Source organism: Micromonospora globispora (genome assembly GCF_003857015.1).
Classification (GTDB): domain Bacteria; phylum Actinomycetota; class Actinomycetes; order Mycobacteriales; family Micromonosporaceae; genus Micromonospora; species Micromonospora globispora.
On record NZ_QGGF01000614.1, the window covers coordinates 1 to 11629 of the forward strand.

At 73.9% G+C, this 11629-nt stretch carries 17 protein-coding genes; 7 read left to right on the forward strand and 10 right to left on the reverse strand.

Going from position 1 to position 11629, the window contains the following annotated elements; all coding sequences use genetic code 11:
• The first annotated feature begins 102 nt into the window (after positions 1 to 102).
• The gene (locus DKL51_RS30770) at positions 103 to 870 is read left to right on the forward strand and encodes a DNA glycosylase AlkZ-like family protein (protein ID WP_260428730.1); all 768 of its coding nucleotides are present in this window, start codon (positions 103 to 105) and stop codon (positions 868 to 870) included.
• A 59-nt stretch (positions 871 to 929) separates the two neighbouring features.
• Here DKL51_RS30770 and DKL51_RS30775 read toward each other — a convergent pair whose 3' ends face one another.
• From DKL51_RS30775 to DKL51_RS30795, 5 genes are all read right to left on the reverse strand, one after another.
• A complete protein-coding gene (locus tag DKL51_RS30775; protein WP_109944641.1) occupies positions 930 to 1346 on the reverse strand; it encodes a CBS domain-containing protein in 417 nt (138 codons plus the stop codon).
• A gap of 66 nt (positions 1347 to 1412) precedes the next feature.
• Positions 1413 to 1853, reverse strand: coding sequence for a PPOX class F420-dependent oxidoreductase (locus DKL51_RS30780; protein WP_124813035.1), 441 nt, complete (start codon positions 1851 to 1853; stop codon positions 1413 to 1415).
• A 218-nt stretch (positions 1854 to 2071) separates the two neighbouring features.
• Complete coding sequence (locus DKL51_RS30785) at positions 2072 to 3097, reverse strand: aspartate-semialdehyde dehydrogenase (protein ID WP_109944643.1); 1026 nt, start codon at positions 3095 to 3097, stop codon at positions 2072 to 2074.
• Positions 3098 to 3395: 298 nt separating this feature from the next.
• Positions 3396 to 4742 (reverse strand): M16 family metallopeptidase, encoded by a 1347-nt coding sequence (locus DKL51_RS30790; RefSeq protein WP_124813037.1) that lies wholly within the window; start codon positions 4740 to 4742, stop codon positions 3396 to 3398.
• A complete protein-coding gene (locus tag DKL51_RS30795) occupies positions 4739 to 6031 on the reverse strand; it encodes a M16 family metallopeptidase (protein WP_124813039.1) in 1293 nt (430 codons plus the stop codon). Before DKL51_RS30795 ends, DKL51_RS30790 begins: the two co-directional genes overlap by 4 nt.
• 81 nt (positions 6032 to 6112) lie before the next feature.
• On the opposite strand from DKL51_RS30795, the gene DKL51_RS30800 reads away from it, so the two are divergent.
• A complete protein-coding gene (locus tag DKL51_RS30800) occupies positions 6113 to 6838 on the forward strand; it encodes a phosphodiesterase (RefSeq protein ID WP_109944646.1) in 726 nt (241 codons plus the stop codon).
• Here the strand turns inward: DKL51_RS30800 and DKL51_RS30805 are convergent.
• Entirely contained in the window at positions 6805 to 7020 is a 216-nt protein-coding gene (locus DKL51_RS30805) for a hypothetical protein (protein WP_185734979.1), read from the reverse strand. The genes DKL51_RS30800 and DKL51_RS30805 overlap by 34 nt on opposite strands.
• Before the next feature lie 261 nt (positions 7021 to 7281).
• On the opposite strand from DKL51_RS30805, the gene DKL51_RS30810 reads away from it, so the two are divergent.
• The 3 genes from DKL51_RS30810 to DKL51_RS30820 all read left to right on the forward strand — a co-directional run bounded on the left by DKL51_RS30810 (position 7282) and on the right by DKL51_RS30820 (position 9212).
• Entirely contained in the window at positions 7282 to 8367 is a 1086-nt protein-coding gene (locus DKL51_RS30810) for a 3-deoxy-7-phosphoheptulonate synthase (RefSeq protein ID WP_124813041.1), read from the forward strand.
• Between the two features lie 375 nt (positions 8368 to 8742).
• A complete protein-coding gene (locus DKL51_RS30815) occupies positions 8743 to 8967 on the forward strand; it encodes a hypothetical protein (RefSeq protein WP_109944649.1) in 225 nt (74 codons plus the stop codon).
• 32 nt (positions 8968 to 8999) lie between these two features.
• On the forward strand, positions 9000 to 9212 hold the full coding sequence (locus tag DKL51_RS30820) for a hypothetical protein (protein ID WP_109944650.1): 213 nt from the start codon (positions 9000 to 9002) through the stop codon (positions 9210 to 9212).
• Between the two features lie 82 nt (positions 9213 to 9294).
• On the opposite strand, the gene DKL51_RS30825 is transcribed toward DKL51_RS30820, so the two are convergent.
• The 3 genes from DKL51_RS30825 to DKL51_RS30835 are packed head-to-tail and all read right to left on the reverse strand — an operon-like array spanning position 9295 to position 10522.
• Entirely contained in the window at positions 9295 to 9837 is a 543-nt protein-coding gene (locus tag DKL51_RS30825) for a DUF1360 domain-containing protein (protein ID WP_109944651.1), read from the reverse strand.
• A gap of 38 nt (positions 9838 to 9875) precedes the next feature.
• Complete coding sequence (locus DKL51_RS30830) at positions 9876 to 10205, reverse strand: hypothetical protein (protein ID WP_109944652.1); 330 nt, start codon at positions 10203 to 10205, stop codon at positions 9876 to 9878.
• On the reverse strand, positions 10205 to 10522 hold the full coding sequence (locus tag DKL51_RS30835) for a DUF6158 family protein (protein ID WP_109944653.1): 318 nt from the start codon (positions 10520 to 10522) through the stop codon (positions 10205 to 10207). The genes DKL51_RS30830 and DKL51_RS30835 overlap by 1 nt, the downstream gene beginning before the upstream one ends.
• Before the next feature lie 131 nt (positions 10523 to 10653).
• On the opposite strand from DKL51_RS30835, the gene DKL51_RS30840 reads away from it, so the two are divergent.
• A complete protein-coding gene (locus DKL51_RS30840) occupies positions 10654 to 11067 on the forward strand; it encodes a hypothetical protein (RefSeq protein ID WP_109944654.1) in 414 nt (137 codons plus the stop codon).
• A gap of 24 nt (positions 11068 to 11091) precedes the next feature.
• A complete protein-coding gene (locus DKL51_RS30845) occupies positions 11092 to 11418 on the forward strand; it encodes a DUF3817 domain-containing protein (RefSeq protein ID WP_109944655.1) in 327 nt (108 codons plus the stop codon).
• Positions 11419 to 11432: 14 nt separating this feature from the next.
• Here DKL51_RS30845 and DKL51_RS30850 read toward each other — a convergent pair.
• On the reverse strand, positions 11433 to 11629 hold a 197-nt coding region (locus DKL51_RS30850; RefSeq protein WP_221623268.1), incomplete at its 5' end, for a DUF6232 family protein.

Sequence of the window (11629 nt, forward strand, 5' to 3'; positions counted from 1 at the left end):
TACACTTATGCGGTCGTCGGCAGCGTCAGATGTTTATAAGAGACAGGTCCCGGATCTGCCCGCCAGATCGCCGGGCAGATCCGGGACGGGGCCGCGCTGGGGCTGGCCGCGTTCCGGGCCACCGCCGAGGCGTTCCGGGCGGTCGTCAGCACCGAGATGGACAAGGGCGAGGTGAGCCGGGCGGTCAGCGATCACATCCCGGCCGAGCTGAGCTACGACTGCCGGGCCTGCGCCGCCCGGCACGTCTCCGGGGCCCTCTTCCAGCAGGCCGGCCTCGCCGGCGGGGTACGCCTGGTGGTGTCCGGGCGGTCCGCCCGGCTCGCGCCGCTGGCTCAGTGGCCCGGCCCGCCCGAGGCCGCGGCCGGCACGGCGGCGCTGGTCCTGGCCTACCTGCGGCTGCACGGCCCAGCGACCGTCGGCGACGTGGCCGGTTTCCTCGGCACCACCGCGACCGAGCTACGCCGGGTCTGGCCCAGCGGGCTGGCCGAGATGCGGGTCGACGGCCGGTCGGCCTGGCTGTCGGCGGACCGGCTGGACGCGCTGCGCACAGCCGAGCCCGGGCCGCTGGTCCGCCTGCTGCCTCCGGGCGATCCCTTCCTCCAGGCCCGCGACCGGGATCTGCTGGTGCCGGAGCGGGCCCACCAGCAGCAGCTTTGGCGAATGCTGGGGAACCCCGGCGCGCTGCTGGTGGCGGGCGAGGTGGCCGGCACGTGGCGCGCCCGGCAGGCCGCCCGGGGCCGGCTGGAGCTGACCGTCACCCCGTTCGCCCGGCTGTCGAAGCGGATCGGCCGGGAGGTCGACGCGGAGGCGGAGACCGTCGGGGCCGCCCGGGGCGCAACGGAGGTGCGGGTGCGAGTCGACACTGACTGAGGCCGGAGGCCACGACGCCGGCCCCCGAACCGGGAGCCGGCGTCACCGCGGCGGTCAGGTCAGTTGTTGGGTTCGTCTGCGCTGATGTCGGCCAGCACCGACTGGGGTTCCCGCTCGACGGCGAGGTCACCCATCGAGATGAGGCCGACCAGGCGGCCGTCGTCGATCACCGGCAACCGACGGACGGCGTACGTCCGCATCAGGTCGGCGGCGGCCACGGCGTCGTCGTACTGGCTCACCGTGACGACGTGCTTGCTGGTGATCTGGTTGAGCGGCGTCGTGTTCGGGTCCAGGTTCTCGGCGACGCCGCGGACCGTGATGTCCCGGTCCGTGATGATGCCGACAACGTTGTCGCCCTCGGTCACCACCACGTCGCCGATGGCGCTGTCCCGCATCTCCTGCGCCGCGGCGGTGAGCGTGTCGTTGCCGTCCATCGTCACCAACCGGGTCGTCATGAACTCTCCGACCGTTGTCATGGTGCTCCCCTCTCGGTGTCGGCACCGCCGTCTACCCGCCGGACCGGTGGGGGTAACGCGGCCCGGTCAGCCGCGCGGGGGTACGCCGTAGACCCGCTCGACGTGCAGCCGCAGCACGAGCCGGCGGTCGGCGACCATGGCCCGCCGGAAGTCGTCCCAATCCGGGTGTTCGCCCTGGACCGCCCGGTAGAGCCCGACCAGCTCCGCCACGGTCGGGTCGTCCGGTCGCTCGGCCACCGGGGTCAGCTCGGCCCGCGCCTCGGCCACCGCGTACGCCCATCCGTCGTCGCTGCTCACGTGGAAGCTGGCCCGGGGGTCGCGTCGCAGGTTGGCGGTCTTGGCCCGGCCGTCGGTGACCGACACCCGGATCAGGCCCTGGTCCCGGTCGAAGGAGTAGACCACGTTGGACAGCTGCGGCCGCCCGTCCCGTTTGATGGTGGCCAGCACCCCGAGCCACCGCCCGGCGATCAGGTCGGTCAGGGCCTGCTCGGTCTTCTCGTCCGCCATGGCGTCCTCCGCGTCGGGTCGTCGCTGCCGAGTCCATCTCACCGCACCGCTAGGCGGACGGCGACGCAGACGCGACGCTGCGCCGCCGGAAGGGCGAGACGGGAGGGCCCCGCCGCACCGGGACCGTCGGCAGCAGCCAGCGCCCACCGTGGCCGCACCGCGGGCGCCAGCACCGCGAAGGCTGGCAGCGCGAGGGCTGGCAGCGCGGGGGCCGAGGCTCAGCGGCGCTCGGCGGCGACCAGCTCGGCGAGCTGCACGGCGTTGAGCGCGGCGCCCTTGCGCAGGTTGTCGTTGGAGCAGAAGAGGGCGAGGCCGTGCTCGACGGTCTCGTCGGCCCGGATCCGCCCCACGTAGGTCGGGTCCTGACCGGCGGCCTGCAGCGGGGTCGGCACGTCGGAGAGGGCCACGCCGGGCGCCCCGTCGAGCAGCTCCACCGCGCGGGCCGGGGTGATCGGCCGGGCGAAGCGCGCGTTGATCTGGAGCGAGTGACCGGTGAAGACCGGCACCCGGACACAGGTGCCGGAAACCTTCAGCCCCGGGATCTCCAGGATCTTGCGGCTCTCGTTGCGCAGCTTCTGCTCCTCGTCGGTCTCGAACGAGCCGTCGTCGACGATCGAACCGGCAAGCGGAAGCACGTTGAAGGCGATCGGCCGGGCGAACGAGCGCGGTGCCGGGAACTCGACGGCCGAACCGTCGAAGGCGAGCCCGCTGGCGTGCTCGGCGACCTTGCGGACCTGCTCGTCCAGCTCGGCCACGCCGGCCAGCCCGGCCCCGGAGACGGCCTGGTACGTCGAGACGACGAGGCCGACCAGCTCCGCCTCCTGGTGCAGCGGGCGCAGCACCGGCATCGCGGCCATCGTGGTGCAGTTGGGGTTGGCGATGATGCCCTTGGGACGGTCGGCGATGGCGTGCGGGTTCACCTCGGCGACGACCAGCGGCACCTCCGGGTCCATCCGGAAGGCGGAGGAGTTGTCGATGACGACCGCGCCGGCCTCGGCGACCCGGGGAGCGAGCTCCTTCGCGGTGCCCTTGCCCGCCGAGAAGAGCACGATGTCCAGCCCGCGGTAGTCCGCGGTGGCCGCGTCCTCGACGGTGACCTCGCCGTCGCGCCACGGCAGGGTGCGCCCTGCCGACCGCGCCGAGGCGAACAACCGCACCTGCTCCGCCGGGAAGTCGCGCTCCGCCAGCACCTGCCGCATCACGCCACCGACCTGGCCGGTGGCCCCCACAATGCCGATCCTCATGCCCGCGAGGCTACCCAGCCGGGCGGCCCGACCGGGAAGGCTTTCCCACCGCGCGGGCCGCCAGCCACCGGCCACCGCCGGCCGGCGACCAGGCCCGCCACCTGCAACGACCCCGCAGATCAGCGCGCCACCCCGGAGAATCACCCGTCGCCGGGGCCCCGGGCCGGAGCATCCGCGTCTCCGGCCGGGTGGCCGGCGGCCGGGCGAAGCGACCGGAATCACACCGCGACGTGTCGGAGGTGGCGGTGTCCCGGCACGCCGACACGGCCACCTCGCCGACCTGGCGTCCGGGCTGGGGTCAGGGGGTGTGGTCGACGACCTCGCCGAGCCCGCTGGCGACCAGCTCGTCCCGGATGACCGCCGAGTCGCCCTCCACCACCAGCGTCAGCGACTCCGGGTGCAGGTGGGTCGCGGCCGCCGCGGAGACCTGCTCCACGTCGGCGGCGAGCAGCGACTCGCGCAGCCGCGCGTGGTAGTCGTCCGGCAGGTCGTGCACCACCAGCGTGGTCAGCGCGGAGGCGATGGCCCGCGGGCTCTGCAGCTCGACCGAGAGCTGACCGGCCCGCCAGGAGCGGGCCACCGCCAGCTCGTCCTCGGTCACCCCGGTCAGCTCGGTACGGGAGATCTCCCCGACCGCCTCCACCAGGGCCGGCGCGGTCACCGCCGTCTGCACCCCGGAGCTGACCGCGAACCGGCCGAAGCGCCGGGACGCGGCGAAGTCCCCCCGGATGCCGTACGTGTAGCCGCGCACCTCGCGGATCAGGTGGTTGAGCCGGGAGGTGAAGGCCCCGCCGAGCACCGTCCCGGCGAGCGTCATCGGCACGTAGTCCGGGTGGGCGCGGTGCGGCGACGGGTGCCCGAGCCGCAGCGTGGACTGCACCGAGCCGGGCCGGTCCACGAGGATGATCCGCCGCTGGTCGTGCAGCGACACCTCGATCGGGCCGGCCTTCTCCACCGGCCCGCCGCCGGCGCCCGCGAACGCCGCCGCGGCCAGCGCGTCCAGGTCGATCCGCTCCAGGTCGCCGGCCACGATCAACGTGCCCGGCCGGATGAACCACTCGGAGTGGAAGACCGTCACGTCGTCGACGTCCAGCCCGGCCACGGAGTCCGGGTCGCCGTACATCGGCCGGCCCCAGCGGTTCTCGGCGCCGAACAGGTCGGCGCGCAGCACCGCCTCCGCCCGCGGCCCCGGGTTCGCCCAGTCCATCCGCAGCGCGGTCGCCTCGTCGTCGCGGACCCGTCGCACGTCGGCCGGGTCGAGCCGGGGCGTCCGCACCGCCTCGGCGAGCAGCTCGACGGCGGCGCTCAGCCGCTCCACTGGCACCTGCACGCTGACCTGGAAGGAGTCCCAGTCCAGCACGGTCACCAGCTCGGTGCCGAGCGCCTCGATGGCCAGCGCGTACGCGGTCGCGTCCCGCTGCGAGGTCCCCTCCTCCAGGGCCTTGGCCAGCACGCCGCCCAGCCCCTCCTTGCCGACCGGCTCGCGGCCGGCGCCGGCGTCGAGCAGCAGCAGCGCGACGGCGAGGTTCTGCCCGGGCAGGTGCGCGGCGACGACCTGACCACCCGCGACGGTACGGCGGACCACCTGCGGGAACCGGTACGGACGGGGGGCGCCCGGGCCGGGACGGGTGGCGATCAGCGTCATGGGGTCTCCTCGGGCACGTAGGTAAGGGTCACCCGATCGGCGGCACCGAGCAGCTCGGCTGCCTGTTCGGCGATCTGCTCGGCGGTGACCGCGAGCCAGGCCGGCAGGCGCTCACCGATCTTCGCCGGGTCGCCGAACTGGGTGGCGTACCGGCCGAGCACGTCGGCGCGGCCGTCCACCGTGGACATGTGCCGCCACCACTGGGTGCTCAGCAGCGCCTTGGCCCGGTCCAGCTCGGCCGCGGTCACCGGCACGGTGGCCAGCTCGTCGACCACGTCGGTCAGCCCGGCGCGCAGCCGTTCGGCGGACACTCCGGGGCGGGCGGTGGCGGTGGCGATCAGCGGCGCGGGCCCGTGCGCCAGGTCCACCCCGTACGCCCCGACCAGGTCCGGCTGGGCGATCCGTTCCCCGTCGGCGAGGCGCTGGTAGAGGCGGCTGCCCCGGCCGGTACCCAGGACGGTGGCGAGCACAGTGGTCACGTCGTACCCGGTGGTGCCGTACGGGTGGGTGCGGTGCGCGACGTAGACCCGGGGCGCGGGCACATCGGCGGTGACCGCCTCCACCGCCGGTTGCCCCGTCGCCGGCACCGTCCGCCCGTCCGGCGCGGCGGGGATGTCGTCCCGGGCGGGGATGGCGCCGAAGTACTTCTCGGCCAGCGCGAAGACCTCGGCCGGGTCGGCGTCCCCGACCACGGTGAGCACCGCGTTGTTGGGCGCGTAGTACGTCGTGTGAAAGCCCTGGAAGGTGGCCAGCGCGGCGGCGTTCAGGTCGGCCATCGAGCCGATCGTCGCGTGGTGGTACGGGTGGCCCGGCGGGTACAGCAGCGGCAGCAACCGCAGCCAGGCGTCGCCGTACGGGACGTTCTCGTAGCGCTGGCGGCGCTCGTTCTTGACCACCTCGCGCTGGTTGTCCAGGGTCTCCTGGGTCAGCGCGGGGACGAGGCCGCCCATCCGGTCGGCCTCCAGCCAGAGCGCCAGCTCCAGGTGCTCGGCCGGGACGGTCTCGAAGTAGTTCGTCCGGTCCGGGTTGGTGGTGGCGTTGAGCGAGCCGCCGGAGCCCTGGATCAGCTTCATGTGCTCGGTCTTGGCGACGTTCGCCGAACCCTCGAACATCAGGTGCTCGAAGAGGTGGGCGAAGCCGGTCTGCCCCTCCGGCTCGTGCCGTGAACCCACGTCGTACCAGAGGTTGACCGCCACCGCCGGGGCGGTGCGGTCCTCGCTCACCACCACGCGCAGGCCGTTGTCCAGTCGGGTCGTCTCGATCGGCCAGGGGTAACCGCTGTCGGGCATGGCACGACGCTATCCGATCTCGGGGGCGGAAAGGTGACGAGCGGGCAGCATCGACGGCCCGCGTCGGGGTACACGCGGAGCATGCCCATCCCCGCGCCCTCCGCCGCCGAACGCGCCGCCACTGTCCTCGCCCGATGGCGGCACGCCCGGCTGCTGCACCCGGCCGGTCGCACCTTCTCCGGCGAGGTGCTGATCTGGGGTACGCCGGGACCCCCGACCGGTGTCCCGCTGCTGGACCTGCCGAGCCGGTGGCCGGCGACGGTACGCCTCTCCAAGGGGGTGCCCACCCCGGCCGGTTGGCCGGACGTGCTGGGGCTGGGGGTGCGGCTGCACCGGGATCCGGAGCCCCCGGTGGACCTGCTGGTGAGTTCCAGCGGGGCCGCGCCGGTGCTGCGTCACCTGCCCCTGCCGCGGCGCAGGTTCACCGGGACGTACAGCTCGATCATGTCCTTCCGGGCGGGCCGGCGGCGGCTCTTCCTGGCCGCGCTGGCCGACCCGGACTCGGCGGACCTCGGCCGCAGCCTGGCCGAGGTCTCCGCCGCGGCGACCCGGGACGACGGCCCGCGGCTGGTGCTGGCCGTGGCGTCGGTGGTCGGGCCGTGGCGGCCGTTCGGCCAGGTCTGCCTGGACGGCCAGCGCGGCGCCCGGGAGGACACCGCGCTGGCCTTCGATCCGATCAACAACGTGCCGGCGGGCCTGTGGGCGGAGGGCCCGATCGCGCGGCTGCGCGACCGGACCTACCGGGGGTCCCGCCGGGCCCGGGGCGCGTCGGCTCAGTCGGGCGGCTCGATGGGGGTCACCGTCTGATCGGAGGTCCGGTGCTCCAGAACCGTGTCCGGGGCAGCGTTCTGGTCCTCCTCCCGGATGTCCGACTCGGTGAGGATGGCGTCGGCCTGGGCCTCGGCGTCCTCGCTGCCCACCGCCGCCTCCTCGGGCAGCAGATGGGCCCGGGACTCCACCCGTTCCTGGTCGCTCTGCTCGTGACTCATGCCGACCCCCATACCCCGCGTACCGCATCGCGGAACGGAAGGCCGGCTTCGGAGTCCCGTCGGGTAGGCTGGCGGACGTGACGCGGTCGTATCGATGGTTTAGGCAGCCGGCTGGAGGAGCCGGTGACTTCACCATGATCTGACGTCACTCCTCTTCGAGCCGGCTGGGCAGGGACTCAATCCCTGCCCTTTTGCGTACGAGCAGCCGGCTCGACCCCGGGCGCCGGCACCGGGGGCACGGTCGGCGGAAGGAACCCCACCGTGACGACCCCGGACACCGATCGGGTCATCGACCAGCGGATCGACCGTGTCGTGCCGCTGACCACCCCGGCCCTGCTGCACCACCACCTGCCCCTGGACGCGACGCTCGCCGACGCCGTGCTGGCCGGTCGGCGTGCGGTCGGCCGGGTGCTGGACCGTGCCGACGACCGTCTGCTGGTGGTCGTCGGCCCGTGCTCGGTGCACGACCCGGCCGCCGCCCTGGAGTACGCGGGCCGGCTGCGTGAGGTCGCCGACCGGCTCGCCGACGACCTGCTGGTGGTCATGCGCGTGTACTTCGAGAAGCCGCGCTCGACGGTGGGCTGGAAGGGCCTGATCAACGACCCGGGGCTGGACGGCTCGGGCGACGTCAACAGCGGCCTGCGGACCGCTCGGGCGCTCCTGCTCGACGTGCTGCGCCTCGGCCTGCCGGTGGGCTGCGAGTTCCTCGACCCGATCACCCCGCAGTACATCGCCGACACCGTCGCCTGGGGCGCGATCGGCGCGCGGACCGTGGAGAGCCAGGTGCACCGGCAGCTCGCCTCCGGCCTCTCCATGCCGATCGGCATGAAGAACCGCCCCGACGGCAGCATCTCCACCGCGGTGGACGCCATCCGGGCGGCCGGTGTGCCGCACGTCTTCCCCGGCATCGACGTGTCGGGCACGCCGGCGATCATGCACACCCGGGGCAACGCCGATGGGCACCTGGTGCTGCGCGGCGGGGGCGGCCGGCCGAACTACGACGCGGAGTCGGTGGCGGCGGCGCTCGACCTGCTGCGGGCGGCCGGTCTGCCGGAGCGCGTGGTGATCGACGCGAGCCACGACAACAGCGGCAAGGACCACCGGCGGCAGCCGCTGGTCGCCGCCGACGTGGCCGGGCAGCTCGCCGCCGGCCAGCGCGGCATCGTCGGCATCATGCTGGAGAGCTTCCTGCTGCCCGGCCGGCAGGACCTCGACCCGACTCGGGAGTTGGAGTACGGCCGCTCGATCACCGACGCCTGCCTCGGCTGGGACACCACCGCCGACGTCCTGACCGACCTGGCCGTGGCCGTCCGCACCCGCCGCGCCACCCTCCCCACCCCCGCCTGACCCCGCTGGGTTGATCATGGGGTTGGCGGCGATGTGGATGTCCAAGACTGCCGCCAACTCCATGATCAATCGGCCGGGACGGGGGCGGCCGGAACGGGGCGGCGGGAAAGCGCAGCGCCGCCCCGGCCGGGGGGCCGGGGCGGCGCTGGGTGTCGGTGTGCAGGTCGCCTCTCGGCGAGTGGCGCGACGCGGCTCCAGCCGGACGGTATTCCGCGAAGGCAATTTAGGTGAGGCCCGGGGACACTGGGCACACCGACGCTCTGCACAACGACCGGGGCCGGTCCGGTGTTCCGGCCCGTTCCGTGTCCGCCGTCACGTGGTCGGCCCGCGCAGCGGGCGACGTTTGACCGTTTCGGGCACGGGTAGCTGATCGAGGTGACCGACGACGTACCCGTGACCGACCAGCCGGAGACCCGGCAGCTCGACGAGCTGCTCGACGACATCTACCACGGTCAGGAGCGGATCCCTCAGGCGGACATCTACCGCCGCGCGGTCGCCGCGGAGCTTCCCGCCGACCTGCTCACCCGGATCGCGGCGCTCCCGCAGGGCGAGTACTCGGTGGACGAGGCGGCCGATCTGCTGGGCGGGACCGCGGGCTGACCCGGGGGCTCGACGACGGAGAGGACAGCGAGATGACGGACCGCACGGAGCCGCACGAGCACATCGAGGCACTCGGCCAGCCGCCGAACGCGCCGGCCGACCTCAACGCGAGCCCGGAATTCGCCGGCGAGCACGAGGAGACCGCGGTGGACGAGGACATCATCACCGGCGAGGACGAGGAGACGCGCGAACCCGAGGCGCCACGCGGCTGGGACGGCGAAAACAGCGGCACGTCTGCCACCTGACCGGCGAGCGGTCGGGCGCGAACACCGGACGGAGGCATGAGGAAGGGGCCGGCATCCCGCCGGCCCCTTCTCCGTGTCCCCGTCACTCCCCGCCGTGGTGCCCGCCCTCGGCCGCCTGCTGAGCGACCGCGTACCCCATCTGCAGGAAGTCGGAGGCGGCCACCGCGGTCAGCGCGGTCGCCACCAGCCGGGTCAGCCGGGGCGCCAACACCAGTCCGCCGGTGAGCCCGGTGGCCACCCAGACCGCGAGGCAGAACGGGCAGCTCACCAACTCCCCGACGGCGTGCCGGGTGGGGCTGCCCTGGTCACGGACCTGCTCCATCACCTCGCCGCTGCCGATCGGGTGGTCGTAGCGGGTGAAGGGCGCGCGCAGCGGACTGGTGATCGCGTCCTTGGACAGCAGCCGGCTGAGCTTGTGGGTGGCGATGGAGAGCAGCACCACGTCCCCCGCCGCAGGGCGCTCCGGTACCGGCCGCCCGGTCGCCCGGACCAGCCCGACCAGGGCGCCCGTCACCGTGGCGTAGGTGCCCATCGCCACCAGGTAGCCGCCGAGCGGCCGGTGCTCGTGCGGCGCGTACGCCTGGCGCAGCCGCGCCACCTTCTGCTTCAGGCCACTCTCGGTCACCCGCGGTCTCCTCGGTTCGTCTTGGCAGGGTCGCCGGGTCAGCCGGCGGTGAGGTTGTCAGCCACCTCACGGGCGAGACTGGCCAGGGTCTGCTCGGCGAGCCCGTCGACGTCCCCGCCGGCCAGGTCCAGCCGGACCCGGGCACCACCGGCGTCGGCGGGTTCCACCTCCAGTTCCGCCGACCAGTCGGGCGCGGAGTCGCTGCACCAGCGGGCCCGCATCTGCTCGACGCTGACCACCTCGGGACGGCGGCTGCCGTCCTGGCGCAGCGGCTCCGGCAGCCAGGCGGCCGCGCGATGCGGGTCGATGGCCGTGTTGAAGACCACCTCGGGCGGCGCGGACATGCCGCGTTCGGCGTGCGCCGCCATCAGGCGTCCCGCAGCCGGCTCGGGTCGACCTCTCGCCCCGGGTGGCGGGCCAGGTACTCGGTCTCCAGCTCGGCCGTGCGGCGCAGGTGGTTGGCGAGCGCGGAGTCGGCCGCGTGCCGCAGGGTGTCCAGCCGGGTGCGGTGCAGGCTCTGCATCTCCCGGATCAGGTCCTCGTCGCCCAGCTCAGAGGGATCCACCCCGAGCAGCTCGCGATCGACGTCCGCGCTGCCGGCGGTGTCCTGCAGGTGGTCGCCGTCCCACTCGGGCAACCGCTGCTCCGGGCTGGCGTCACCGGTCTGGCGTACTGATTCGGTCATCGTCGCCCCCTCGTCTCGTTCGGGCTGGCGTCTAGACGGATGCCCACACCAGGTGCCACCAAACCCCGCGTCGGGGCGCCGACTACGACACCGCGTCGGAGACGGCCGGTCGTCCCGGTACCCTCGAAGGCATGAAGCGGCTCTGGACACCGGCGTGGATCGCCCGCCACGTGGCCATGGTCGTGCTGGTCGTCGGATTCCTCGGCCTAGGCTGGTGGCAGATCAGCCGCGCCGCCTCGGGCAACACGCTGAGCTGGGCGTACGCCGTGGAGTGGCCGATCTTCGCGGGCTTCGTGGTGTTCGTCTGGTGGCGTGAGGTGCGGCACACACTGCGCGGCGCGCCGACCGACGGTCCCGCCGCGGCGCCGTCGGCGACCGCCGGCTCCGCGCCGGCCGCCACCCCGGGGGTACGCCGACCGGTGCGGGTCAGCCGGGTGCCGGTGCCCACCGACGGGGCCGAGGACGGCGACCTCGCCGAGTACAACCGCTACCTGTCATGGTTGAACGCCAATCCGGGCGCCCGGCCCGGTGACTATCCCGGCTGAGGCCGGTCGGAAGGACGGACGAAGGTGGGCGGAGCCCTTACCCGGTACCGCGTGATCGCCTGGATCGTGGGCGTGGCGCTGGCGGTGCTGGTCCTGATCGGCATGCCACTGAAGTACGGCTTCGACAACCCGACCGTGGTGGCGGTCGTCGGCACCGCACACGGCTGGCTCTACATGCTCTACCTGGCTGCCACGTTCGACCTGTCCCGCCGAGCCGACTGGCCGCTGAAGCGCATGCTGCTGGTGATGCTGGCCGGCACGGTGCCGTTCGTGTCGTTCTACGCGGAGCGCCGGGTCACCCACTGGCTCGCCCCCGAGCAGCCCCGTACGCCGGAGCCGGTCGCCGGCTGATCCGGGCGGGGCGGTCAACGGTTCGGCCGCCAGGGGTCGGCGGCGGCGATCGGGTCCTTCCACCCGCCGCCGCGGCGTACCCCCTCGCGGGCGCGCTCCAGCGCCCGGGTGACCTGGCCGAACTGCCGCTCGTCGTCGCTGCTGAACAGCAGCACCTCGGCGCCCCGGTGCCGCCCCCACAGCTCGTACGCCGGCGGCCGCCACCGGTCCC